The 24,527-nt window shown below is 58.1% G+C and carries 22 protein-coding genes; 6 read left to right on the top strand and 16 right to left on the bottom strand.

From position 1 onward, the window contains the following. Positions 1-215 precede the first annotated feature (215 nt). The 5 genes from CR159_RS05340 to CR159_RS05320 are packed head-to-tail and all read left to right on the top strand — an operon-like array spanning position 216 to position 6,198. Positions 216-1,973, top strand: a complete 1,758-nt coding sequence (locus CR159_RS05340) for a PAS domain-containing sensor histidine kinase (RefSeq protein WP_102072965.1) — start codon at positions 216-218, stop codon at positions 1,971-1,973. Then, a complete protein-coding gene (locus CR159_RS05335) occupies positions 1,970-2,596 on the top strand; it encodes a response regulator transcription factor (protein ID WP_102072964.1) in 627 nt (208 codons plus the stop codon). The genes CR159_RS05340 and CR159_RS05335 overlap by 4 nt, the downstream gene beginning before the upstream one ends. Further along, positions 2,593-3,471 (top strand): bifunctional methylenetetrahydrofolate dehydrogenase/methenyltetrahydrofolate cyclohydrolase FolD, encoded by an 879-nt coding sequence (gene folD, locus CR159_RS05330; protein ID WP_102072963.1) that lies wholly within the window; start codon positions 2,593-2,595, stop codon positions 3,469-3,471. The genes CR159_RS05335 and folD overlap by 4 nt, the downstream gene beginning before the upstream one ends. Positions 3,472-3,485: 14 nt before the next feature. After that, the gene (locus CR159_RS05325) at positions 3,486-5,561 is read left to right on the top strand and encodes a M3 family metallopeptidase (RefSeq protein WP_102072962.1); all 2,076 of its coding nucleotides are present in this window, start codon (positions 3,486-3,488) and stop codon (positions 5,559-5,561) included. A 43-nt stretch (positions 5,562-5,604) separates the two neighbouring features. Next, entirely contained in the window at positions 5,605-6,198 is a 594-nt protein-coding gene (locus CR159_RS05320; protein ID WP_102072961.1) for an SCO family protein, read from the top strand. Positions 6,199-6,222: 24 nt separating this feature from the next. On the opposite strand, the gene CR159_RS05315 is transcribed toward CR159_RS05320, so the two are convergent. The 6 genes from CR159_RS05315 to CR159_RS05290 form a co-directional block, all read right to left on the bottom strand. Beyond that, a complete protein-coding gene (locus CR159_RS05315) occupies positions 6,223-7,662 on the bottom strand; it encodes a dihydrolipoyl dehydrogenase (RefSeq protein ID WP_102073074.1) in 1,440 nt (479 codons plus the stop codon). 20 nt (positions 7,663-7,682) lie between these two features. After that, positions 7,683-8,258, bottom strand: coding sequence for a nitroreductase family protein (locus tag CR159_RS05310; RefSeq protein ID WP_102072960.1), 576 nt, complete (start codon positions 8,256-8,258; stop codon positions 7,683-7,685). Positions 8,259-8,282: 24 nt separating this feature from the next. Next, positions 8,283-9,002 carry a pyridoxine 5'-phosphate synthase gene (gene pdxJ / locus CR159_RS05305; protein ID WP_102072959.1) on the bottom strand — a complete coding sequence of 240 codons (720 nt, stop codon included), beginning with the start codon at positions 9,000-9,002 and terminating at the stop codon, positions 8,283-8,285. 32 nt (positions 9,003-9,034) lie between these two features. Further along, a complete protein-coding gene (locus tag CR159_RS05300) occupies positions 9,035-10,573 on the bottom strand; it encodes an efflux transporter outer membrane subunit (RefSeq protein ID WP_102072958.1) in 1,539 nt (512 codons plus the stop codon). Continuing rightward, on the bottom strand, positions 10,570-13,773 hold the full coding sequence (locus tag CR159_RS05295) for an efflux RND transporter permease subunit (RefSeq protein ID WP_102072957.1): 3,204 nt from the start codon (positions 13,771-13,773) through the stop codon (positions 10,570-10,572). The genes CR159_RS05300 and CR159_RS05295 overlap by 4 nt, the downstream gene beginning before the upstream one ends. A gap of 67 nt (positions 13,774-13,840) precedes the next feature. Further along, positions 13,841-15,106 carry an efflux RND transporter periplasmic adaptor subunit gene (locus CR159_RS05290; protein WP_102072956.1) on the bottom strand — a complete coding sequence of 422 codons (1,266 nt, stop codon included), beginning with the start codon at positions 15,104-15,106 and terminating at the stop codon, positions 13,841-13,843. Positions 15,107-15,294: 188 nt separating this feature from the next. Here CR159_RS05290 and CR159_RS05285 point away from each other — a divergent pair, with 188 nt between their 5' ends. Next, positions 15,295-15,606 (top strand): BON domain-containing protein, encoded by a 312-nt coding sequence (locus tag CR159_RS05285; protein WP_102072955.1) that lies wholly within the window; start codon positions 15,295-15,297, stop codon positions 15,604-15,606. Here the strand turns inward: CR159_RS05285 and CR159_RS05280 are convergent. From CR159_RS05280 to CR159_RS21540, 10 genes are all read right to left on the bottom strand, one after another. Continuing rightward, the gene (locus CR159_RS05280; RefSeq protein WP_102072954.1) at positions 15,603-16,181 is read right to left on the bottom strand and encodes a hypothetical protein; all 579 of its coding nucleotides are present in this window, start codon (positions 16,179-16,181) and stop codon (positions 15,603-15,605) included. The genes CR159_RS05285 and CR159_RS05280 overlap by 4 nt on opposite strands. 23 nt (positions 16,182-16,204) lie before the next feature. Next, the gene (locus CR159_RS05275; RefSeq protein WP_158238505.1) at positions 16,205-17,167 is read right to left on the bottom strand and encodes a lysylphosphatidylglycerol synthase transmembrane domain-containing protein; all 963 of its coding nucleotides are present in this window, start codon (positions 17,165-17,167) and stop codon (positions 16,205-16,207) included. 35 nt (positions 17,168-17,202) lie between these two features. After that, positions 17,203-18,414, bottom strand: coding sequence for a cardiolipin synthase ClsB (gene clsB / locus CR159_RS05270; protein ID WP_102072952.1), 1,212 nt, complete (start codon positions 18,412-18,414; stop codon positions 17,203-17,205). Continuing rightward, on the bottom strand, positions 18,411-19,175 hold the full coding sequence (locus tag CR159_RS05265) for an endonuclease/exonuclease/phosphatase family protein (protein ID WP_102072951.1): 765 nt from the start codon (positions 19,173-19,175) through the stop codon (positions 18,411-18,413). Before CR159_RS05265 ends, clsB begins: the two co-directional genes overlap by 4 nt. Positions 19,176-19,226: 51 nt before the next feature. After that, positions 19,227-20,021, bottom strand: a complete 795-nt coding sequence (locus CR159_RS05260) for an ABC transporter ATP-binding protein (protein WP_102072950.1) — start codon at positions 20,019-20,021, stop codon at positions 19,227-19,229. A gap of 1 nt (position 20,022) precedes the next feature. Continuing rightward, positions 20,023-20,916 (bottom strand): ABC transporter permease, encoded by an 894-nt coding sequence (locus CR159_RS05255; protein WP_102072949.1) that lies wholly within the window; start codon positions 20,914-20,916, stop codon positions 20,023-20,025. Positions 20,917-20,991: 75 nt separating this feature from the next. Beyond that, positions 20,992-21,960: an ABC transporter substrate-binding protein gene (locus tag CR159_RS05250; protein ID WP_102072948.1), complete on the bottom strand. Its 969-nt coding sequence runs from the start codon at positions 21,958-21,960 to the stop codon at positions 20,992-20,994. A gap of 108 nt (positions 21,961-22,068) precedes the next feature. Beyond that, a complete protein-coding gene (locus CR159_RS05245; RefSeq protein WP_233208180.1) occupies positions 22,069-22,857 on the bottom strand; it encodes a class I SAM-dependent methyltransferase in 789 nt (262 codons plus the stop codon). Further along, the gene (locus CR159_RS05240; protein ID WP_102072946.1) at positions 22,832-24,013 is read right to left on the bottom strand and encodes an acetyl-CoA C-acyltransferase family protein; all 1,182 of its coding nucleotides are present in this window, start codon (positions 24,011-24,013) and stop codon (positions 22,832-22,834) included. Before CR159_RS05240 ends, CR159_RS05245 begins: the two co-directional genes overlap by 26 nt. A 157-nt stretch (positions 24,014-24,170) precedes the next feature. Beyond that, on the bottom strand, positions 24,171-24,314 hold the full coding sequence (locus tag CR159_RS21540; RefSeq protein ID WP_158238504.1) for a hypothetical protein: 144 nt from the start codon (positions 24,312-24,314) through the stop codon (positions 24,171-24,173). Positions 24,315-24,527 lie beyond the last annotated feature (213 nt).

Below are 24,527 nucleotides of genomic sequence, written 5' to 3'. Positions count from 1 at the left end.
CACGAAGTCGTTGTCCCGTTATACCCGATAGTTGGTGATCCCGGACGCGTGCCTGTAGAGCAGCCCGCAGCCGCAATGGGCTCAATTCTAGGAAAGACCGGCAATATGTTCAAGCAATATTTCATTTTATGATATGACTTTTTATAATGTGAAATATTAACATCCCGCTTACGGTTTAAAATGCCGAAAGCATTCCGTGCAACAACCGAAGAGCCATGGCGAGTCACTCTAAAAAATCCTTGATCCCGACTACGTTCTACGACCAGGCGAGCACGACGCGGCGCGGTTTCTATTGGCTCACGCCAGTCATCGTTCTGGTCTTATATCTTTGCGTCATGGGCGCGTTTATATGGCTCCAGCGGCTGCACAACGATAGCGTCATGTTTGTCACCATCGATCAGGAAACCCGCCAGCAACGGCTGATGATGGTCGTGGCCGCCCTGTCGTTCGTCATCGTCCTCAGTCTTCTGGCCCTGTGGCGCTATACGCGGTTTCGCACAACGGCCGAGGCGGCGCTTATTGCCGAGACCGGATTCCGTCGCGCCATGGAAAACTCCATGTCCACCGGCATGCGTGTTTTCGACATGCACGGGCGCATCGCTTACGTGAACCCCGCCTTCTGCCGCATGATAGGTTGGAATGAAGCCGATCTTATCGGTCGCACCACACCGTTTCCATATTGGTTGCCGGGCCGGCATGCCCAGCATCAGGAAACACTGGATCTGCTGCTGTCCGGCCGTACGCCCAGTAGCGGCCTCGAGGTCGAGGCGCAACGGCGCGACGGCTCGCGCTTCACCGCGCGGATGTATGTTTCTCCCCTGCGCGACCCCAATGGCGAACAGATCGGCTGGATGACCTCCATGACCGACATCACCGAGCCCAAGCGAATACGCGAGGCCCTTACCGCGGCCCACGAGCGCTTCATGACGGTGCTTGAAGGGCTGGACGACGCCATATCGGTCGTCGCCGACACCTCCGAAGGCCTCGAGCTTCTCTTTGCGAATCGCACTTACCGGCGCTTCTTCGGTGCTCAGTCCAATGGCCATGGCGAGCTCCTGGGTGGCCGGCTTGGGCGCTTCACCGACGAAACGGTCGAGATCTTTTCCGAATCGGCGCAACGCTGGTTTGAAGTACACCATCGCATCCTGGCTTGGACAGACGGACGTCGGGTGCGCCTGCAAGTGGCCCGCGACATCACCGAACGCCGCACTCACGAAGAAGATTCGCGAGTGCAACAAGAAAAAATCCAACTGACCAGCCGGCTCACCACCATGGGCGAAATGGCTTCCTCATTGGCGCACGAGCTGAACCAGCCGCTTACAGCCATCAGCAACTACAGCATGGGTGCCGTCGCGATGCTCAAGGCGGGCAATGCCCAGCCTGAACGGCTGCTGGAGGCGCTGGAAAAAGCAGCGCAGCAAGCAGAGCGGGCCGGCAAGATCATCAGCCGCATCCGGGAATTCGTGAAACGCAGCGAACCCCGGCGGCAATCTGTCACCGTCGCTCAAATCATTGATAATGCCGTAGGCTTCGCCGAGATCGATGCCCGCAAGCGCCAGATCGATATCGAGCAGGTCTTGCCCGACCCCTTGCCAAATGTGATGGCCGACCCCATCCTGATCGAACAAGTCTTGCTGAATTTGCTCAAGAACGGCGTAGAAGCGATGGAGTCCAGCGAATACCGCGTGCTTCATGTCGTCGTCACCGACCAGCATCCCCTGGTGGAGATTGCGGTCATTGACCGCGGCCACGGCTTGCGCGACCCCGAACGTCTTTTCGAACCTTTCTACAGCACCAAGTCCGAAGGGCTGGGCATGGGGCTGAACATCTGCCGTACTATCATTGAGTCGCATCACGGTCGGCTTTGGGCCAGTTCCAATCCGGACGGCGGCACCATTTTTCGCTTTACCCTGCCGTGTGCATCGCCACAAGCGCCCAGCACCGCAGAGGAAACCCAGGAGTTGCATGCATGACTACACCACAAGCCCCGAGCACCATCTTCATTGTCGACGATGACGAAGCGGTACGCGATTCCCTGCGGTGGCTGCTCGAAGCAAATGGCTACCGTGTACGCAGCTTTAGCGGAGCGGAAGAGTTTCTCAATGCGTACGAGCCGGACCAGGTGGGCGTATTGATTGCAGACGTACGCATGCCGGGCATGAGCGGCCTGGAACTCCAGGAAGAACTCATTGCGCGCCAGGCGCCATTGCCCATCGTGTTCATTACGGGGCATGGCGATGTTCCCATGGCCGTGTCGACCATGAAAAAAGGCGCCGTCGACTTTCTCGAAAAGCCATTCAACGAGACCGATCTGCGAACCATCGTGGCCCGCATGCTGGACCAGGCAACCCAGCGGGTCAGCCAGGCACAGGCCCACAAGAATCATCAGGCTGTCCTCAGCCGGCTCACCGCGCGCGAACAGCAGGTGCTGGAACGCATCGTGGCAGGCCGTCTTAACAAACAGATCGCCGGCGATCTGAACATCAGCATCAAGACAGTTGAAGCTCACCGCGCCAACATCATGGAAAAACTCGAAGTCACCACCGTGGCCGACCTGATGAAAATCGCCCTCACCAAAGCAGAAGGAACCGCATGACAGCTCGTCTTATCGATGGGAAGGCGCTTTCCGACACCGTGAAATCCGACGTGTCGAAGCGCGTCCTGTCTCTTAAAGAACAAGGCATCGTACCCGGCTTGGCCGTCGTCCTGGTCGGCGAAGACCCGGCATCGCAGGTCTATGTCCGCAACAAGGCGGCCGCCTGCGATAAGGCGGGGCTGCATTCCCGTGTCATCCGCCTGGCGTCGGACACCACGGAAGGCGAATTGCTGGACGTCGTGCACGAACTCAACGCCGACACCACCATCCACGGCATTCTGGTGCAACTGCCCCTGCCCGCCCACATGGACGCCAGCCTGGTCATCGAGGCCATTTCCGCCGACAAGGATGTCGACGGATTCCACATCAGCAACGCCGGCTTGTTGATGACGGGCCAGCCGCTGTTTCGACCTTGCACGCCCTATGGCATCATGAAAATGCTCGAAGCCGAGAACGTCTCGCTGCGCGGCGCCGAAGCGGTCATCGTCGGCGCCAGCAATATCGTCGGCAAGCCCATGGCCATGCTGCTGCTGGCGGCCGGAGCCACAGTAACCCTATGCAATTCCAAGACACGCGACCTTGGTGCCCAGACAAGACGGGCCGATGTGCTGGTCGTGGCCACCGGCAAGCCGGGCATAGTGACCGGGGATATGATCAAGCCGGGTGCTGTCGTCATCGACGTTGGCATCAATCGCAGCGCCGACGGCCGACTGGTCGGCGATGTGGACTTCGAATCCGCCAAAGCCGTGGCCGCGGCCATCACGCCTGTTCCGGGCGGTGTCGGGCCCATGACGATAGCCATGCTGCTGGTCAATACCGTTGAAGCGGCCGAACGCGGCCCGGCCGAGCGCGGCGCTGCTGCCATACCTATTTAATGTTGAATCTAGCAATGACTGAAAATCCCTTGTTGACACCCATCTCATCGCTCATTGACTATGCCCGCGTCGAGCCCGCGCACATAGAGCCTGCCATTTCGACGCTTATCGCCGAGACGCGGCGCGCCGTCGACCATGCCGCCGACCCGGAGCTGGACGCAACATGGGACAGCATCGTCGAGCCGCTGGAAGACGCCTCTGAGAAATTGTGGCGCGCGTGGTCGGTGGCCGGTCACCTGAATGCCGTGGTCAACACCCCGGAGCTTCGCGCCGCCTATAACCAATGTCTACCCCTGGTTACGGAATTTTCGACCTGGGTCGGGCTTCATACCGGCTTGTATGCCCAATACAAGCGCATCAGTTCGTCCGACTCTTTTGCGCGACTCGCACCGGTACGGCAACGTGTCATTGAGCTGGCCTTGCGCGATTTCCGCCTTAGTGGTGTCGAGCTCATCGGCGACCAGCGCCAGCGTTATGCTGAAATTTCCGACCTGCAGGCGCAGGCCTCGCAGAAGTTCTCCGAGAATGTACTGGACAGCGTAGACCAATGGTCCCTGAACATCCGTGACGAAGCCCGGCTCGCCGGACTTCCCGCCGACGTGGTCCAGGAAGCCAGGTCGGCCGCCGAGGCTGATGGCCTGGAAGGCTGGAAGCTGGTGCTCAAGATGCCTTGCTACATTCCCGTCATGCAGTACGCTCAGGATCGCAGCTTGCGCCAGGAGCTCTACCGGGCGTATGCGACTGTTGCGTCCGAGCAAGGGGCTCCGGCGCTCGACAATTCGCCGCTGATCGAACAGTTGCTGGCCCTTCGGGCGGAAGAAGCATCGCTCCTGGGATTCGGAAGTTTTGCGGCGTTGCGATTGGAAACGCGCATGGCCGACAGCGCCGCTCAAGTTCTGGAGTTTCTGCGTGAACTTGCCCGCAAGGCCAAGCCGTATGCAACACGCGATCTTGCCGAGTTGCGCGCGTTCGCCCGGGACAGGCTAGGCTTGCTCGAATTGGAGCCCTGGGATATCGCATTTGTGTCCGAACGACTGCGTGAAGAGCGCTATGCCTATTCGGAAGAAGAGATAAAACAGTATTTCACCGAGCCGCAAGTTCTGCAGGGCTTGTTCCAGGTGATCAATAAGCTGTTCAATGTGACCCTGGTTCCATGCAATGCCCCGACCTGGCACGACGACGCCAAGGCATTTGAAGTCTCGGACAGCGCCGGCGCCGTACTGGGCACGCTCTATATCGATCTCTATGCCCGGCAGGGCAAGCAAAGCGGCGCGTGGGTGGACAGCGAGCGCAACCGCCGCAAATCAGCCACTAGCTTGCAGACTCCGGTTGTCTACCTGACCTGCAACTTCTCACGGCCTCAGGGCGGCAAGGCGGCCTTGCTTACGCACGACGACGTCATCACACTATTTCATGAAAGCGGTCATGCCTTGCACGCGCTGCTTTCACAGGTGGACGAACCCGGCGCCGCGGCGTTTGCGAGCGTTGAATGGGATGCCATCGAATTGCCCTCGCAGTTCATGGAAAATTTCTGCTGGGAATGGTCGGTCGTACAGGGCTTGTCGGCCCACATTGAAACCGGCAAGCCTCTAGGGCGTGAACTTTACGATAAACTGTTGGCGGCCCGAAATTTCCAGAGCGGCATGCAGACCCTGCGGCAGGTCGAGTTCTCGCTCTTCGACATGGGCATTCACCACCAGGCGCAAGGCATGTCCATACAGGCCGTGCTCGATGTACTCAATGACGTCCGCAAAGAAGTCGCCGTGCTCTTTCCGCCATCATGGCACCGATTCCCTCATAATTTCTCGCATCTCTTTGCGGGCGGCTACGGTGCCGGTTATTACAGCTACAAATGGGCAGAGGTCCTGTCGGCCGACGTTTACGGTGCATTCGAAGAAAGTGCCGTCATGGCCGCGGACAACACACGCGAAACGCTTAATGCAGCCACCGGCCAACGTTTCCTGAAGGAAATTCTCGCGGTCGGCGGCTCGCGGCCGGCGGCGGAATCCTTCCACGCATTCCGCGGCCGCCCTCCCTCCATCGACGCCCTGTTGCGCCATAGCGGCATGACTGAACCAGGCGGTGACTAAGGCGCCGGGCGCCGACGCATGCAATTACAGAGAGGCTTCAGCAATGCGCTTTTTATTCCGCTACATCATGGCAACGGCTTGCGCCGGCGCCATGGCCTTCTCGGCGTTAGCCGCCGAAAACCCGGTGCACAACGTGCGCGGATTCCTGCCCGACCTGCGCTTCACCCTCGAGGCGGCAGGCGGCAAGACCATGACGCAGGAATCCTTCAAGGGCAAGACCGTCATGCTGTTTTTCGGCTATGCGAGCTGCCCCGACGTCTGCCCGACGACAATGGCACAGCTCTCGCAAGTCATGTCGAATCTGGAAGACGATGCCAGCAAGGTGCGCATCCTGTTCATCAGCGTCGACCCCCATCGCGATACGCCTGAGATTCTGCAGGCCTATGTCGATGCATTCGATGAAAATGCAATCGGCCTGACCGGCACGGAAAAACAGATCGCTGACGTGGCGCGCCGCTATCGCGTGGCGTATCAGATAGAGAAACCTTCCGGCAGCGACAAAGAAGATTACGAAGTGGCGCACAGCCGCGGGGTATACATGTTTGATGCCGACGGCCGCGCACGGATGCTGGCCGCCGACACTGAATCCGTCGAGGCGCTGACGGAAAGCGTCAAGTCATTACTGCCCAAGGGCTAGAGCGCCGAAAATGCGCTAGTGCGCTCAAGCGTTATTGACGCACTGCTCTTCCACGCGGACATACTCAAGCTTGCTCTTTAGCAGTTCCTGAGCGGCGTGGCGCAATGCGGTGCGTAGGCCTTCCTCGATGACAGGATGGTAGAACGGCATATCAAGCATTGCGTTGATGGTCATTTCCTGCTGCACGGCCCATGCCAGAAGATGCGCAATATGTTCGGCGGCCGGGCCTGCTATTTCGGCGCCCAGCAGCCGTCCATTTTCCTGACTGGCATAGACGCGCAGTTTTCCGTAGTTCTTCAACATGACGCGCGACCTGCCCTGGTCTGCGAAGTCGACCTCGCCAAACACCACTCCTTGCGGGGGCAGGTCTTTGAACCGTATGCCTACGGCAGCCAATTGAGGGTCTGTAAAGACAATGGCGAGGGGCGCACGCCGCTTGCCGGGGACGATATGAGGGTACGCGGCGGCGTTCTGGCCTGCAATGCGTCCATCGTCGCTGGCCTCGTGCAGCAGGGGCAGTACACCGTCAACGTCGCCGGCGATGAATATGGGCGCTGATCCCAACTGCAAGGTTTGCGCATCGTACTGCGGCATCCCCTTGTCATCGAGTATGGCCGATGTATTGTGCAGATCCAGCGCATCGACATTGGGACGGCGTCCGGTCGCCACCAGCAGATAGTCAAAGCGCTCTGTCACGGCGTCTTGGCCGTCGACTTGATAGCGTATTTCCACCTCGTCGCCGATACGCTGGACGTCCAGTATGCGCGAATTCAAGTGCAGGTCCAGTTCCGACTGAAATGCAGCGAGGGCACTAGCGCGGACGATCGGATCGGTCAACCCGCCCAAGCTGTCACTACGGTTGATGAGCCGGACCTCGACACCGAGGCGAGCCAGCGCCTGGCCAATTTCCATGCCGATGACACCGGCACCAGCCACCATCACGCGGCGCGGCAAATCGTCCCAGGCAAAGACATCATCATTCACAATGACCCGATCGCCGAGCGCGCGGTAAGGTTCCGGCACGACAGGGGTCGACCCGGTCGCAATGATGACCCGGGACGCCTGGATTTCAGTATGATCGTCGACGCGTAGCAGCGTATCGGAGATAAAGCGCGCGTAGCCCCGTACTTTGTCGCAATCCGGCATGTTGTCGACACTATCAAGCACAAAGCCCACGAAGCGATCTCGTTCCCGCTTGACCCGGTCCATGACTTGGGTGCCGTCTATGCGCAAGGTGCCATCAATATGGACGCCGAAAGCGCTGGCGGAAGCTGCCGAATGCGCCGCCTCGGCAGCCGCGATCAACAATTTTGAAGGCATGCAGCCCACACGCGCACATGTGGTCCCATAGGGGCCGCCTTCGATCAGTACGGCGCTTGCCCCAGCGGCCTTGACGGTACGATACGCCAGCATTCCGGCAGTTCCGGCCCCAATAATTGCTACATCCGTCTTCAATTTTTTCATGCTTTTATCCTTGGACCAGATCAGCTTCCTGTCCATTCTGTGACGAACTGCGTAAAGTCCGGCCGTTGGATGGGGCCAAGGTCTTTGATAGGCGTACCGATGGCAAGATATCCCATGAACCGGTAATCCAGCGAATCAAACCCGAGATTCTCGCTGACTTCGTCGACATAAGAGCCCAGGCCGGTGCTCCAGAATGCGCCATAACCAAGCATATGTGCGGCGTTAAGCATATTCATGACCGCCGAACCAACGGCCAGCATCCGCTCGTGCTCGGGAATCTTGGTGTTGCTGTGGTCGATTTTGCACGCGATCGCAATAAGCAATGGAAGCTCTTCGAGCCAGCGCCGGTTGCTGGCTTCCTTCTCAGGGGTCAGTGGCAAGCCTTCGGCCTTGATCGCCGATATGGCCATATCGGCAAGCCGGCCAAGGCTTTCCCCCCGGATCAGCGCGAAGCGCCAAGGTTGCAGCCTGCCGTGGTCGGGTGCCGACATCGCGGCCTGGAAGATTTGAGCCAATTGCGACTCGTCCGGACCGGGAGACTTCAGGAACTTGGTGGAACGTCGGGATAGCAAATATTCAAGCGGAACAACTGACATCTTCAATCCTTTTCAGGAAGGCGTTCAGGCAGTATGCATGAGCGCCTTCATATCACGTATGGCCTTTTCCCAGCCGTCGAACACTGCGCGAGCCACGATCGCGTGGCCGATATTAAGCTCGGCAATGCCCGGCATCGCTGCAATGGTTTGAACGTTTTCATAATGCAGGCCGTGCCCTGCATTGACGCGCAGCCCCTCGCCCGCCGCCAGCGCGACGGCAGCACGCAGCCGTATGAGTTCGAAATCTATAGCCGCTGATTCGGTTGCCTCGGAATAGGCGCCCGTGTGCAATTCAATGACCCGGGCGCCTGCCCGTACGGCGGCTTCGACCTGCGAAGCTTCCGGGTCGATAAAAAGCGACACCCGGATGCCTGCGTCGTGCAACTGCGACACAGCGTCGCGAACGAGATCGAGCTGGCCGACGACATCGAGGCCGCCTTCGGTGGTGAGTTCGCTGCGTTTTTCGGGAACCAGACACACATCCTGAGGCTTGATATGGCATGCGATATCGAGCATTTCACGGGTAACCGCGCATTCCAGGTTCATGCGCGTGCGAAGCAAGGGCCGTATCGCCGCTACGTCGGCGTCTTGTATGTGCCGGCGATCTTCGCGCAAGTGTAAGGTAATGACATCGGCGCCTGCGTCTTCTGCCCGCAAGGCCGCCGCAACCGGATCGGGATACGAGGTGAGTCGCTGTTGGCGCAAAGTGGCTACATGGTCAATATTCACGCCTAATTCAATCATTCTCTTGCACCCAGTCGGTTCCATTCATTGAGTCAGGAACCATTATCGCCTTTTATCGACCCGCTGTCCCTGCCGGGCGCCGTGCCTGAAACGTTCCCCGTGGCCGGGTTCGCCGACACCGACGTTTCGAGCCACCCTCCTCCCAGCGCCTTGTACAGCTCCACCCGGTTCATGAGCGATTCCATGCCTATCTGATAAAAGGTCTGTTGCGTCGTGTAGAGATCGACTTCGGCATTCTGTACTTGCAGGAAGCTGTCGATACCGGTTTCATAACGCAGCGTCGCCAGCGACAGCGATTCGGATGCCGCGGCCTCCAGTGAGCGCAGTGCATCGAGCTGGCGGTCGTAGGTTGCCTCGCCGGCCAAGGCGTCGGCCACTTCGCGGAACGCGGTCTGGATGGCTTTTTCGTATTGGGCGACGGCAATATTATTGCGAGCCTCGGCGAGGTCCAGGTTTCCGCGGACACCGCCTGCGAAGATAGGCATCTGCAATTGCGGCGCAAATTGCCAGAAGCGCTGGCCCGAGCCAAACAAACCCCCTAGTTGCGGGCTGGCAAAGCCCAGCAAGCCCGTAATGGATATGTTGGGAAAGAATGCCGCGCGAGCGGCGCCAATATTGGCATTGGCCGCCAGCAGCGCGTTCTCGGCCCCCATGATGTCAGGGCGCCGCTCGAGCAAGTCGGATGGCAAACCGACCGGAATAGCGGCCAGCACCTGGTCCCGACCGAAAGCGGTCGAGTTCGGCATATTCTGGGGAATCTCTGTGCCCAGCAATAGCTGCAACGCGTTGTATGCCTGCGCCTGTGATCGCTTGACGCCTTCGCGGTCCACCTTTACGGTTTCCAGCTGGGCGCGCGCTTGGCTGAGGTCGAGGGAAGAAGCGACACCCGCGTCGTAGCGCGCCTTGACCAGCGAATAGGTGTTCTCGCGCGACTCCAGGGTTTTTTGCATCAAGCCGTCGAGCTGCTGCGCGGTACGCAAGCGGAAATAGGCCTCGGCGACCAAGGCGACCAGATTGATATGTACGGTGCGCGTGGCTTGCGCGGTGGCCAGGTATTGCTGATAGGCAGCTTCAGAAAGGTTCTTTACCCGCCCGAAGAAATCGATCTCAAAGGCCGTCATGCCCACGCCGGCCTGATAGTACCGACTGACGCTATCGGACTCGCCACTCGTAGCCCGTAGGTTTTCCGGATTACGTGTAAATTGCGCATTTCCCCCAACGCCTATGGTTGGCAAGCGGTCGCTGTCAACAATGCCGTACTGCGCCTGCGCCTCCTGGACACGTTGCACTGCAATGCGCATGTCGCGGTTATTGGCCAGCGAAAGCCGGATGAGCGCCTTGAGTTGGGGATCGGTGAAGAATTCGCTCCAGCCAAGATCGGAACCGTATGCCGCGTCGGGCGCAACAGCAGCCGCGCTGCCGCTCCCCGTGTTCTGCACGGCGTCATGATCGGGATACTGTCCCGGCACGGGCGCGACCGGACGCTGATACTTCGGTGCCAGCGAGCACCCGGCGAGCGCCAGCGTTATCAGGAACGGCAGCGCGGCGCGCCGGCAATTACGTGAAATCATGCCTGTCCCCCGTCCTTCGAAGAATGCTCGGTTTGATCGGTGCCTGTCGCATGATGGACCTTGGTCAATGGCGCCATGTTTGCGTGGGCGCCCAATAGCTTGGGCTTGGTCTTGAACAATGTTAATACCACCACGAAAAATGTAGGAACGAACACCATGGCCAGCGGTGTAGCAGCCAGCATGCCGCCCAGTACGCCCAGGCCCACCGCGTTCTGGCTGGCGGAGCTGGCGCCGGTTGCGATCGCCAGTGGAACAACGCCCAGGATAAACGCGAACGACGTCATCAGGATCGGGCGGAAGCGCAAGCGCGCCGCTTCAACGGTGGCATCGACGATGCTGCCGCCCTGCGCATAAGTATCTTTGGCAAACTCGACAATAAGAATTGCATTCTTTGCCGCCAGTCCGATCACGGTAATCATGCCGACCTGGAAATACACGTCATTGGACATTCCCAACGCCGAGACCATACCGACAGCCCCGAGCATACCCAAGGGAACCATCAACATGACGGACAGAGGGATCGCCCAGCTTTCATACAGTGCGGCTAGCAACAAGAAAATAACCAGCATGGCCAGGCCCATCAGTATGAGGGACTGACTTCCGGCTTGCTTTTCCTGATAGGACAGGCCGGTCCACTCGTAGCCGAAACCAGTGGGAAGCTTGGCAATCAGCTGTTCGATCTCGGCCATGGCCTCGCCGGTCGAGTATCCGGGGGCTGCCGAGCCCCCAATCCGAATGGACTCATAGCTGTTGTACCGGACTACCTGCACAGGTCCTTGCTCCCAGCCAACTTTGACAAACGAAGACAGAGGCACCATCTCGCCAGAGCCATTACGCGCGTTCAGCTTCATGACGTCATCAGCACTCATCCGGTGACTCTGCTCAGCCTGCACCCATACGTTCTGCATCCAGCCCATATTGGGGAACTTCGCGACATAGGCCGAACCCAGCGACGTTGAAATCAAGGTAGCCACCTCGCTGAAGTCGACGCCCAATGCGGCCGCCTTGGCGCGGTCGATGGTGAGGCTCATTTGAGAACCCGGTCCAAGGCCGGTGATGCGTGTGGAAGCCAGGACAGGGCTTTGCATGGCCATCTGCAGCAGTTGCTGTGTGGCGCCCATCAACGCATCATGTCCTTGGCCGCCGCGGTCCTGGAGACGAACGTCAAAGCCGGACGCGTTTCCCAACGACGAGATTGCCGGCGGCACAATCGCAAAGACCATAGAATCCGGCAAACCAAACAGCAGGTTCTGGGTTGCCCTGCCGGCTAACGCCTGTGCGGAATGCTCTTTGCCCTTGCGCTCGGAGAAATCCTTCAAAGGCACAAATGCGATCGCGGAATTAAGCCCGTTTCCGTTGAAGCTGAACCCTTGAACGGTGACGATGTTCGCGGTCTCTGGTTGCTTGCTGAAGAAATCCTCGACTTTTTCAATGACCTCTATCGTGCGATTGCTGGTTGATCCTGACGGCAACTCCATATTGACAATGATATAGCCCTGGTCCTCTTCAGGAAGAAAGGAGGTTGGCAGGCGCGTATACATCCATCCCAATGCCAGCAGCAGGATCAGATAGACGATTATCATGCGGCCACCGCGCTTCAGGCTGCGGCCCACCCACCCCTCATATCTATTAGTGACCCGTTCGAAAAAGCGATTGAACCAGCCAAAAAAGCCTTTCTTTGTTTCGTGATGGCCCTTCGGTATGGGCTTGAGTATCGTCGCGCACAGCGCCGGTGTGAAGGTAAGTGCCAGGAACCCTGAAAACAGGATGGAAACCGCCATCGCAACAGAAAATTGACGGTAGATGACGCCAACCGAACCACTCATGAAAGCAAGGGGCAAGAATACCGTGGCCAAAACCAGCGTCATGCCCAGTACCGCGCCGCTGATCTGGGGCATGGCCTTTTTGGTCGCTTCCTTAGGCGATAACCCCTCTTCGACCATGATACGTTCAACGTTCTCGACCACGACGATGGCATCATCAACCAAAATGCCGATGGCCAGCACCATGGCGAACATCGTCAGCACATTGATCGAGAACCCGAGCGCCAGCATTACTGCGAAGGCGCCCATGATGGCGATCGGGACCACGAGTGCCGGGATTAGCGTATAGCGTACGTTCTGCAAGAATATGAACATCACGATAAACACCAGCACCATCGCTTCAAGCAAGGTATGGACCACCTGCTCTATCGACAACTGAACGTAAGGCGTCGTGTCGTAGGGAATTGAGTACGTGATGTTGGCCGGGAAGAACTGGGACAGCTCTTCCATACGCGCCTTCACCCCTTCCGCCGTGGACAGGGCGTTGGCGTTGGTCGCCAGCGATATGGCGAACGCCGCGGTAGGCTTGCCGTTCAAGCGCGCGCCAAACTGATAATTGTCCGCACCGATTTCGACCCGCGCGACGTCGCGCACTCGTACGCTGGAACCGTCGACATTCGAACGCAGCACGATTTTTTCAAAGTCGGCCACGGTTGAAAGTTCGCCGTTGACAACAATAGGCGCAGTGACGCGTTGCTCATCCGGATTCGGTGGAGACCCAATAATGCCCGCAGAAATCAATACATTCTGTTTCGCGACGGCGGCGTTGACCTCCGCCATGCTTATTTTGTAGCCTGTCAACTTGTCGGGATCGACCCAGATACGCATCGCACGAGGAGCAGCAAACAGTTGGAACTTTCCGACTCCTGGGACGCGCGAAATGGAATTCTGGATGTTGCGGGTAATGTAGTCAGCCAGTGCAACCTGATCCAGGGATCCATCGGTCGACGAAAGCGCTGCAACCATAAGAAAGTTGGCATTGCTTTGGCTGACGTTCAGTCCTTGCTGCGTGACAGCCCCTGGCAACTTGGCCGTGATATTGGAAATACGGTTCTGCACGTCCACCTGGGCCAGATCCGGATCAGTACCCGGCGCAAAAGTCGCCGTAATCTCCGAACCACCGTAGGAGTCGCTGACCGACTCGTAATACAGCAATCCCGTCGCGCCGTTGAGTTCATTTTCGATAACACTGGATACCGACTTGGCGACATCCTCGGCTGAAGCGCCGGGATAAGTGGCCTGGATCGTGATCGCCGGAGGTGCCACCTCGGGATACTGCGAAATCGGCATGTTGGGAATGGCTAACAAACCAGCCAGCGTAATTGCAAGGGCCACGACCCAGGCAAAAATAGGCCTTTCTATGAAAAACTGCGGCATGCGTGCTCACTCTAAAAGCAATAAACGTTGTCGGCCGCCACGCTGACGGCCGGGACAAGCAAAGGGCTTAGCCCTTGGAGCCGGCTTCGGAAGCCGGCGCCTTGTCCGCCGGCTGGCCCGCTTCTTGTTTGGCGCCTGGCGTACCGGGCGCTGCTTGGGCGGGTGCGTTGCCGTCTTGTGCCCCTTGCTGCTTCCACGGTATTTCTTGTACTGGCACCCCTGGGCGAATTTTCTGGAATCCTTCGACAATTACGACATCGCCGGCATTCAGGCCTTTGGTGATGATCCAGTTGCCCTTACTTTCGGGGCCGACCCCGACGGCGACAACCTGGACCTTGCCTTCCTTGACCACCATGAGGCTACTGAGACCATCGGCGGTACGTTGTAGCGCCTGTTGCGGTACCAGCAAGGCTTTTTCGTCGACGCCCTGCTGCAAGCGGACCCGCACATACATGCCGGGTAGCAGGATCTCGTCTGGATTCGGAAACTCGGCGCGCAAATTGACTTGACCGGTAGTTGGATCCACGGTGATTCCGGAGAACAATATTTTTCCGGCTTGATCGTAGATGGACCCGTCTTCGAGCACGACTTGCGCTTTGGCGTTGCCATCGGGGGATTGTTCAAGCGCGCCGCTGGCCAGGGCTTGACGCAACTGAGCCACCTCGGCGGTAGAACGGGTGAGATCGACATAGACGCGGTGGATCTGTTGCACAGTGGCCAGTTGCGTGGCCGCCGTAGCGCTGACCAGCGCGCCTTCAGTGACCAGCGATTTGCCTATGCGCCCATCGATGGGCGAATCGACTTTGGTATAGCCCAGGTCGATGTCGGCGGTTTGCAGCGTAGCCTTGGCGGCCGCAATGGCGGCTTCAGCCTGGCCGGCCGCGGCCATGGCGTTGTCGTACTCCTGCCGACTGACGGCATTGGCCTTGATCAGTTTGGAATACCGCTCTGCCAGCAAACGTGCACTCTTGGCATCGGCTTCGGCTCGTTGCAACTGTGCAGCGGCCTGCGCGCGAACCGCGCGATACGGTGCAGGATCTATGGTAAACAGTAGTTGACCCGCCTTGACCTCGCTGCCTTGTTCAAAGTTGATTGCTGTAACGATGCCATTGACCCGCGCACGAATCTGCGCGTCTTTAATGGCTTCGACCCGGCCAGGGAGTTCAACAACGATTTCTGTCGGTGTAGGCTGTACAGTGACCACGCTAACCGGCACTTTCATTTCCCCGGGACCTGCTTGTTGCGGCTTTTCCCCGCAGGCGGCTAAAAGGAGCAAGGACGAAAAAATGACAACGCGGACTTGCTGCCCGGAAGGCAGGCGAAGGTTCGACATTCAAAAACTCCTGGACAGCATGGCGAACTGTGCATCCACAGCTTTACCGTTCTGATTTTTAGTAAAGCGTGAGTATAAATCGAAAATGCCCTGCAACCGTGCATAAGTATCATTCCATTTCACGGGGCACGGCACTTGCTAGGGGGACGAACGCGTTTCCATCCAGAACTGCCATTTAAGGGATATCCATGTCCAATTACAGAATTTACCTATCAGCGGCCATTGCAGCGGCGGCCATTACACTGAGCGGCTGCGCCGGGGGTGCCACTCAACGCGCATCGGCTCAGTACGATGACGATGCGTCGATCAATAACAGTGTTCAAGCGGCCGTCATAAGCGTCCCGGGAATACACGCCAATAATGTGAAAGTATCCACTAAAGATGCTGTCGTGACGCTGCAAGGCACGGCCGAAAACACCGTTGCCGCCCGTAACGCCGTGCAGGCGGCACGCCAAGTAGCCGGCGTGAAAAAAGTCGACTACGACATCAAGGTCCCTTAAAAATCCTTTTTTAGCGTTGGACTAACCAGCGGGTCGAAGTCCTCCCAGCGGCCATTAGCCCAGCGACCCTGGGCGCGTTCAATTTCAATGCCGCCGAGGCTGCGCAGCACTTCCGCGATATGCTTCTCATGCTCTTGCGATGTATGAACAGCCAACACAACGCCCGATGGGCGCCCTTCATGAACCTTGGCCTGGAAAACCTGGCTTCGTGATCGCGACGGGCGCTTGCGGCCAAGCGAATACACGGCACCGGCCAGCGACCCTATGTAGGCTCCCACACCGGCTCCGCCCACCAAAGGCAGGAGGGAGTCGGTGAAGGTGAACGCGATAATGCCGCCGACCAGCGCGCCGACCAGACCGATCGCCGCGGCTCCGCCAACGGCGCTATAGGGCGCTCCTTCAGAGTCCGGATCCGCCGCCTGGTCACCGCCCAAGGGATAGCGACCATGGGCGCCCGGAGGGTTGACGTAAAAAGTATGCAGGTCGCTCGGCGCGACGCCGTCGTTCATGAGGGCGCCCGCCGCTTTCTCAGCGGCTTCAAATGTGTCGAAACGGGCAGCTACGATCAGCGACATAATTTCCCCTTTTGTTGGTAGCTTCACGGCACACTGCGTGACGACTTGGACGAGCAATTAGCATGCCGGTTGAACCGGCCCATCTTGGCTTCCGTGCCCAGATACCACGTACCTGCCAGCATCAGCGGTCCGAGATAATAAATGGCGCGAAAAACCAGCAGTCCGCCAAGAATTTCAGGCCGGGCCATTGAACCACTCAGCAAGGCGACGAATACCGACTCGAGCACCCCTATTCCGCCAGGAATATGCGCGAGCGCACCAGCGATTGCGCTGAGCAGAAATGTGGCGAGCACGATGAAGTACGGAATATTCTGCTGCAGCAGAATATAGATGACGGCCCCGATCAACATCCAATTCAGTACGGCCAAGCCTATCTGGATGAACGCCATGCCGATAGAGGGCAGTTCTATGGTATGGCCGAAAATCGTCGACGAACGCGTGCGCGAAAACTTGCATAAGCCGAGATAAGCAATGGCAGCGCCCACCATGAGCAAGCCAATGATCCGCAGGGGGCCGTTATCGAGCTTCCAGCTGGCCGGTAGCTCCACCACGCCCAATGCGAAAAGCACGCCCGCCAGCAATGTGTAGCCTATCCAGTTCGTGGTGACACTGAATCCGACAATGCGCATTATTACGCCGGGCTCAAGACCGTGCTTGGTATAAAGCCGCAACCGCAGCCCGAGCCCGCCTACGGGAGCACCCATATTCATAGTGAATGCGTAGCTGATAAACCCTGTCGCCATGCATTTCCACCAAGGCAGGTCATGTTCCGTATACCACCTGCCCAACAGGTCGTAGGTACTGTAGACCAGATAACTGCTTGCAGTGATCAAGGCAGCCAGCCATAAAGAGCTTGCGGGCAGTCCGCGTATGGCGCTGAGGACTTCATTCCAATCGATCTTGACCACCGCCATTGATATTAGAATCAATATCGCTGCCGCAAAGGCAATGCTTAGAACTTTCCGTATGGTCTTCCAGTGTTGCATGAACCAGCTCCTGACGTTCTTCCACCAAGGCGCATTCATGGCTTTCCCTCGATCATTGAATCCACAGTTGGCTCAAAGGACTTGAGCTGCGCCTTGCGGGCGGGCAGCCATCCCGCCCATGCGGGAAAGCGCCTCAAGAAATGGAATACAAACACACCGACGAACACGCGCTGTATCTTGCGACGCGGCCGAGTAAGCCGTTCCATTACTTTGCAATGATTCTTGACAAGAAAATCAAGCCGTTCGCGCAAATGTGAACTGAACGCACGGTCATGGATCATGATATTTGCTTCAAGATTCAAAGCCAGGCTTAGCGGATCGAGATTGCTGGAGCCGACTGTGGCCCAGGTATCATCAACCGTCGCGACCTTGCCGTGCAAGGGTCGCTCGCAATACTCATATATTTCGACTCCGGCCGATAGAAGATAGTCGTAGAGCATGGTCGCAACGAAGCGCGCTATTGCCATGTCGGGTTCGCCTTGCAGGATCAGGCGTACCCTTACGCCGCGTTTCGCAGCTTGACGCAAATCGCGCAGAAAACGATACCCCGGAAAAAAATAGGCATTGGCGATCGTGATCTCGTGCTTGGCCGCACGGATGCCTATGCGGTAATGTTGCTCGATATCCTTGGTGTGCTTATCATTGTCACGCAAGACCAATGCAGCCACCGTGTCGCCGCTATGCGGCTGCTGCCTGGGTGGTCGGCGCAGCATCGTTCGCCAGGAAAACGGCTCACGAACCGGCGAAAGCGCTTCAAGCGCAAAGCGCCCTATTTCTTCGACGAGCGGACCCCGGATCGAAATGGCGTAGTCCTGTTTAGCCGTGGGCCCAAAATCGGCCAGATGGTCTGCGCTGAAGTTGATCCCGCCCACGAAGGCCAGTGTTCCATCAACGACGACTATCTTGCGATGCAAGCGCCGGAATAAATTGGTGCGAAACCCCAGGCGTCTTGGCTGGGGATCGAATACATGGAACCCGGCGCCGGCCGCAGTGAGCCCTTCGATATATTCCGGTGTCAGGTCCGCTGACCCGTAACCATCGACGGTCACTTCAATGCGCACGCCCCGTTCGGCCGCGCCAATGAGCACTTCCCGCAGCTCGTTGCCGACCTTGTCTTCGAAGATGATGAAGGTTTCCAGGATGATACTGCGTTCCGCATGCCGTATGGCTTCGAATACAGCAGGAAAAAAGTCCTCGCCATTCTCCAGAAGCTCGAGCGAATTGCCGCTCGTCCACTTCACTGTCATAGAGTCACCTCAGCCGCCAGCGGCGCATGATCGGATAGATGGGTCCAAGGCCTGGAAGCAAGCGCCACCGGCCGGAACTTGTCCACATTTCGAACATAGATGCGGTCAAGGCGCAGAAATGGAAAGCGGGCTGGAAAAGTACGTGCCACCTGGCCGTTGCATTCGGCAAACACTTCCTTGAGGCCGCTTGAACGCATCAGGAGTTCTTGCCCGCGCAGGCGCCAGTCGTTGAAGTCGCCTGCCACCACCAATGGCGCGGTGGCAGGAATTTCATCTTTAAGCAGGGTACAAAGGCTGGTCAGTTGGCCTGATCGATGCTTCTCATGCAAGCCCAGGTGTACACATATCGCATGTACATCTGTCGCCAGATGCGGTGGACGCAAAATACAATGCAGCATCCCTCTTTTTTCATGCTTGCCCATCGAGATATCCAGATTATCGTAAGACGTGATCGGGAACTTTGACAGTAAAGCGTTTCCGTGATGGCCGTGAGGATAGACGGCGTTCCGGCCATAAGCGAAGTCGTTCCAGATTGAATCGGCCAGGAACTCATATTGGCTGACGGCCGGCCAGCGCGCCAAACGCAATGCGTGAGCCTCATGGGAGCCCAGCACTTCCTGCAAGAAAACAATATCGGCGTGGGTGGCGCGGATGGCGTCGCGCAGTTCGTGCAGGATGAATCGACGATTAAAGAACGTAAATCCTTTATGCGTATTTACGGTAAGTACTTTCAGTATTGTCGGTGTATCTGCAATGGTCATGTGCGCCTGCGGAGTAATAATACGACTCCGCAGCAAGCGCCATGCCCGGCCTTATCCCAATAACAAGCCGTCGTCGGAAAGAGTTTCTCCCCGCACCCGTTCAAACATTGCCAAGAGGTCGGGAACGTCGAGTCCCTGGCGTTCCGTGCCGGAAACGTCCAGCACGACGTTTCCTTGGTGCAGCATGATGGTGCGGTCGCCCACGTCAAGTGCCTGGCGCATGCTGTGCGTCACCATCATGGTGGTCAATGCGTGCTCTTTCACGATCCGGGTGGTCAGTTCGAGCACAAATTGCGCCGTCCGGGGGTCCAGGGCGGCGGTGTGCTCGTCGAGCAGCAAGATCCGGGATGGTTGTAGGGCCGCCATCAGCAGACTGACAGCCTGGCGCTGTCCGCCGGACAACATGCCTATACGGTCTCCCAGTCGATTCTCCAGGCCAAGTCCCAGCGTGGCAAGCCGTTCTCGAAAGTCGCCACGCATGTTCGACCTGACCGCCAGGGACAAGCCGCGTCGTTGGCCGCGACTATGTGCCAAGGCCATGTTCTCTTCGATAGTCAGGTCTTCGCATGTACCGGCCAAGGGATCCTGGAACACACGCGCCACCTGTTTTGCCCGCGTCCATACCGCTTGTCTGGTGACATCGTTGTTGTCGATGCAAATAGACCCGCTGTCGACGGACAAGTCGCCGGACACCGCATTAAGCAAGGTGGACTTGCCGGCTCCGTTGGAGCCGATCACCGTGACGAATTGCCCTGTCGGGATATCCAGCGACAGCCCACGCAAGGCCTTCGTCTCGAGTACCGTTCCACGATTAAAGGTAATGTGCAGGTTCTTCGCGCTTAACATATCATCGCCCTCCCGTCATGGAACGCAGACGCTTCTTGATCAACGGGATCACCAGCGCAAACGTGACCAGCAAGGCGGTAACCAGATTCAGGTCCTGCGCCTTCAAGCCAATGAAGTCCGCATTGAGCGCCAGCGCGATAAAGAAACGATACAGCACCGCGCCCACGATTACCGCCAGAGTGATGATCATCAATTTGCGCGATGGCATGATGCTTTCGCCCACAATGACGGCGGCCAGGCCAATGACAATGGTTCCTATGCCCATCGAGATATCGGCGCCGCCCTGGGACTGCGCAAAAAGAGCGCCCGCAAGCGCGCATAATGCGTTCGAAATCGCCATGCCGGCCACCAGCATGGTGCCGGTAGCGACGCCTTGCGATCGGGCCATGCGGGGATTGGACCCCGTGGCCCGCATGGCCAGGCCGGTCTTGGTCGAGAAGAACCAGTCAAGGGTGAATTTCACCACGATGAGCAAGACGAGCAGAATCAGGGGACGTGCGATGTAGTCGCTTATTCCGTCCGGCTGAATCATGGTGAACACGGTCGGTTCCGAGATCAATGGCACGTTAGGCCGTCCCATGACGCGCAAGTTTATCGAGTACAGGGCGATCATCATCAGGATGCTGGCGAGCAGGTCCATGATTTTCAGCTTCACGTTCAACCAGCCTGTGATCATGCCGGCGACTGCGCCGGCGAAGGTAGCGATAATGGTTGAACTGTATGGATCCATACCCGCACTGATCAGCGTGGCAGCGGCGGCGCCGCCCAGCGGAAAGCTGCCGTCCACGGTCAGATCGGGAAAACGCAGCATGCGGAATGAGATGAGTACGCCAAGTGCGACCAATCCGAAGATCAGCCCGATTTCGAGCGCGCCCCATAAAGAATAAAGTGACATGTTCTCGCCAGGTAACGAAAAAGAAACAGGCGGGCTGCCTGTGGCCAGCCCGCCTGCTTTCCAGAGGCCGTTATTTTAATCGATAACCTTGGTGGCCGATTTCAGGAAGGCCTCGGACAATGTGACTCCCTGTTTCTGGGCAGCAGCCGGATTGACATGCAACTCCAGCTTGTCGCTAGTTTGCGATGCCAGCGTACCGGGGGCAGCCCCCTTCAATATCTTGATGACCATGGCGCCTGTCTGCAGACCAAGATCGTGGTAGTTGACGCCAAGGGCGGCAATGGCACCGCGCGCAACGCTATCGGTGTCCGATGCAATGAGCGGAATCTTGGCGTCGTTGCCCACCTTGACCAGCGCTTCGTACGCGGACACGACGTTGTTGTCGGTATTGGTATAGATGACGTCGACTTTGCCTACCAGGCTGCGGGCGGCCGCGCCAACATCGACGGTACGGGCTGCAGTCGCTTCAACCAGGGATAGACCGGCCTTGGGCAAGAGTTCGCGCATCTGCTTGACGACGACGACCGAATTGGCTTCGCCCGGGTTATAGACCATGCCGACACGCTTGGCGCTGGGCACTGCTTTCTTGATCAGCTCTACTTGTTTTTCAAGCGCAAGGCTGTCGGACACCCCCGTGACGTTCGTACCGGATGGTTCCATGGTGCTTACCAACTGGGCGGCGACAGGATCGGTGACTGCCGAATAGACGACTGGTATGGTCTTGGTGGCCGCCACCACGGCTTGGGCGGACGGCGTGGCAATCGCCACGATCACATCAGGCTGGTCGCCGACGAATTTGCGGGCGATCTGGGCGGCGATGGCGGTATTGCCTTGCGCGGTCTGGAATTGCCATTTCAAACCCTTCGGTTCGGTATACCCGGCTTTGGTCAATGCCTCAAGGACGCCATCTTTGATTGCGTCCAGCGCCGGATGCTCGACGATGGAAGTGACCGCAACCGATTGCGCGGTTGCCGAGGTATGGGCCAGTACGCCGGCCATGGCCATGGCACCGCACACCAGCTTGGCAGACTTGTAGAACTTCATGGATGCTCCTTAACGGTAATAAGCGGCGACCTGGCTTAGATCGCGGACGGGCTAAGTCTAACGCGTTCAAGAAGCGATTGTCTCGAAGGGAAATCCCCATACGGCACACTAGACGGCAACCTTGCTGGCTGCGCCCTGCTGAGCCAGCAGTTCCCTTGCCCAGCGGCTGCCCGGCAATCCATAGCGCGACTCCACAGCGGCGGCGCGATCCAGCAGCTGCTGTGTGGAAATATCGAGTAAAGGTCCCTTGAACGCCAGTACGATGCGATTGCCGGCGTCGATCTCGGGAAGCTCCAGGACCCTGCCAGCAAACGCTTTGCGGATGTTTTCGATATTGGGCGGGAAGCTGGCGTGGTCACCGAACAGGTTGACGGTCATGATCCCGACATCGGCAAGCGCTGCGTAACACCCCTGATAAAACTCCAGCGAATCGCGTACGGGCCCCTGGGCCTGGGCGTCGTAAAGATCGACCATCAGCGACATGAACCGGCCGATATTACGGCGTTTCTTGACCCATATCGCCGCGTCGCAATGATCGATGGCAGACCGCTGCGTTTCGGGAAGCCGGAAATAAGCGCGGCATATGGCGGTGACCTGAGGGTTCCATTCCACGGTTTCCACCGAGGCGGGTGTGTTTTTGAGCGTATATCGCAACAAGGATCCGGCTCCCAGACCCATGATGCCGATCTCGTCCTGCTTCGAGGGCTCAAGAAACAGCAGCCAGGCCATCATCTGTTGCGTATAGGCGAGCACCAGCTCATTGGGCTTGCCCACGCGCATGGCGCCCTGCACCCATTCCGTGCCGAAATGAAGATAGCGCACGCCACCCAGTTCGGAAAGCGTGGGCTCGTCGTCCTGCCAAGGCTGGGCGTCAAGCACGCTCGAATATCGCGGCAATTCCTTGTCCGCCGCCTATGCACATGGTGACCAGCGCATAACGGCCCTGAATGCGTTGAAGCTCGTGCAGCGCCTTGACGGTAATGATTGCGCCCGTCGCGCCGATGGGGTGCCCCAGCCCGATTCCGCTGCCGTTCGGATTCAGCTTGGCGCTGTCGAAGCCGAGCTCCTTACTGACGGCACATGCCTGGGCAGCAAAAGCCTCGTTGGCTTCGATGACATCAAGCTTGTCTATGGTGAGGCCGGCCCTTTCAAGCGCAATACGGGTTGCGGGAACGGGCCCGATGCCCATGTACTTGGGATCAACGCCGGCATGGCCGTAGGACACCAGCCTGGCCATGGGTTTGAGGCCTCGCGCCTTCGCCGCGGTTGCCGTCATCAGCAGTACCGCGCCCGCGCCGTCGTTCAACCCCGACGCATTACCGGCAGTGACCGTCCCGTTCTCTTTGATAAAAACGGGCTTCAGCGAGGAAAAATTGGCGGCCGTCGCTCCCCGGCGCACATGTTCGTCGGTATCAAAGACGACATCGCCCTTGCGTGTCTTTTGCACGACTGGGACGATCTGGTCCTTGAAATAGCCTTTGTCGATGGCGGCCTCGGCCCGTTGATGCGACGACAGCGCGAGCGCGTCTTGCTCTTCTCGCGAAATGGAGTACTTCTGCGCCACGTTTTCCGCCGTCACGCCCATGTGAATCTTGTCGAACGGATCCGCCAGCGCGCCGGTCATCATGTCGAGCAGCACACTGTCACCCATTCTTGCGCCCCATCGGTGGGCCGGCGCAATATACGGAGCGCGGCTCATGCTTTCGGCGCCAGCGCCAATGGCGATTTCCGCGTCACCCAGCTTCAGCGCCTGGGCGGCCGAAATAATGGCCTGCAGCCCGGACCCACACAAACGATTCACATTGAACGCGGGTGTGGATTGCCCTATGCCTGCATTGATGGTCGCAACACGGGATAAATACATATCGCGTGGCTCGGTATTGATGACATGCCCGACTACCACATGCCCGACGTCGGCAGCCGGCACGTTGCCGCGGTCAAGCACGGCGCGAATGACCGCGGCAGCCAGATCGCACGGAGGCACATCCTTGAGCCCGCCGCCAAAATCACCAATCGCGGTGCGGCACGCACCGATGACAACAACGTCTTCCATAATGAGAGTCCTTTGTTAAATAGTAAGCCGGCGACAGCCAGAATTAGAATAGTAACGTGCATGTCGTGCCTATGCATGGCGCGTCTAAGCGCCGGGCATAAAAAAAGCGGCAGGGTTTTATGCCTGCCGCTTTATGATCAAGTCGTGCCGATCAATGTCAACTGCGAGATTCCTTGGCGCCAGCTGTTTGCTTGCCGTCCTGATTCTGGTGATCGGACTCATCACGATCTACCTCAGGCGCTACCCAGTTAAGGGGTTCGATTACAAAAGGTTGCTTTTTCTGGGTGGGTTGTGCTGCCATGCTAGCTCTCCTTATGCATTACCGGGCCACACAGCGCGCCCCGGTAGCCTTATAGGGTAACCCATATTTGCAAATAAAGCCAATTAGCTCAAAGGCTTAGCGCGTACACCACGCAGTGGTCGGGCAATATTTTGTCAGGTCCACACACTGTTTTTTGCAATGAGAGCATCTCTTAACGTATGATCGCGTGATTTCTTCAGCCTATTTAGTGGG

The organism is Pollutimonas subterranea, assembly GCF_002849655.1.
In the GTDB taxonomy this organism is placed as follows: Bacteria; Pseudomonadota; Gammaproteobacteria; order Burkholderiales; family Burkholderiaceae_B; genus Pollutimonas; species Pollutimonas subterranea.
The sequence above is the reverse complement of the archived record's forward strand: the minus strand, read 5'-3'. Positions and strand labels throughout refer to the sequence as shown.

Coding starts and splice junctions, on each gene's coding strand:
- CR159_RS05290 (WP_102072956.1), bottom strand. CDS start 15,106: ATGTCGAACCTTCGCCTGCCTTCCGGGCAGCAAGTCCGCGTTGTCATT.
- CR159_RS05240 (WP_102072946.1), bottom strand. CDS start 24,013: ATGGAAGACGTTGTTGTCATCGGTGCGTGCCGCACCGCGATTGGTGAT.
- CR159_RS05310 (WP_102072960.1), bottom strand. CDS start 8,258: ATGTCAGTTGTTCCGCTTGAATATTTGCTATCCCGACGTTCCACCAAG.
- CR159_RS05280 (WP_102072954.1), bottom strand. CDS start 16,181: ATGTCGCTGATCGTAGCTGCCCGTTTCGACACATTTGAAGCCGCTGAG.
- CR159_RS05335 (WP_102072964.1), top strand. CDS start 1,970: ATGACTACACCACAAGCCCCGAGCACCATCTTCATTGTCGACGATGAC.
- pdxJ (WP_102072959.1), bottom strand. CDS start 9,002: ATGATTGAATTAGGCGTGAATATTGACCATGTAGCCACTTTGCGCCAA.
- CR159_RS21540 (WP_158238504.1), bottom strand. CDS start 24,314: ATGGCAGCACAACCCACCCAGAAAAAGCAACCTTTTGTAATCGAACCC.
- CR159_RS05315 (WP_102073074.1), bottom strand. CDS start 7,662: ATGAAAAAATTGAAGACGGATGTAGCAATTATTGGGGCCGGAACTGCC.
- CR159_RS05325 (WP_102072962.1), top strand. CDS start 3,486: ATGACTGAAAATCCCTTGTTGACACCCATCTCATCGCTCATTGACTAT.
- CR159_RS05320 (WP_102072961.1), top strand. CDS start 5,605: ATGCGCTTTTTATTCCGCTACATCATGGCAACGGCTTGCGCCGGCGCC.
- CR159_RS05340 (WP_102072965.1), top strand. CDS start 216: ATGGCGAGTCACTCTAAAAAATCCTTGATCCCGACTACGTTCTACGAC.
- CR159_RS05285 (WP_102072955.1), top strand. CDS start 15,295: ATGTCCAATTACAGAATTTACCTATCAGCGGCCATTGCAGCGGCGGCC.
- CR159_RS05250 (WP_102072948.1), bottom strand. CDS start 21,960: ATGAAGTTCTACAAGTCTGCCAAGCTGGTGTGCGGTGCCATGGCCATG.
- CR159_RS05255 (WP_102072949.1), bottom strand. CDS start 20,916: ATGTCACTTTATTCTTTATGGGGCGCGCTCGAAATCGGGCTGATCTTC.
- folD (WP_102072963.1), top strand. CDS start 2,593: ATGACAGCTCGTCTTATCGATGGGAAGGCGCTTTCCGACACCGTGAAA.
- CR159_RS05265 (WP_102072951.1), bottom strand. CDS start 19,175: ATGACCATTGCAGATACACCGACAATACTGAAAGTACTTACCGTAAAT.
- CR159_RS05300 (WP_102072958.1), bottom strand. CDS start 10,573: ATGATTTCACGTAATTGCCGGCGCGCCGCGCTGCCGTTCCTGATAACG.
- clsB (WP_102072952.1), bottom strand. CDS start 18,414: ATGACAGTGAAGTGGACGAGCGGCAATTCGCTCGAGCTTCTGGAGAAT.
- CR159_RS05260 (WP_102072950.1), bottom strand. CDS start 20,021: ATGTTAAGCGCGAAGAACCTGCACATTACCTTTAATCGTGGAACGGTA.
- CR159_RS05275 (WP_158238505.1), bottom strand. CDS start 17,167: ATGCAACACTGGAAGACCATACGGAAAGTTCTAAGCATTGCCTTTGCG.
- CR159_RS05295 (WP_102072957.1), bottom strand. CDS start 13,773: ATGCCGCAGTTTTTCATAGAAAGGCCTATTTTTGCCTGGGTCGTGGCC.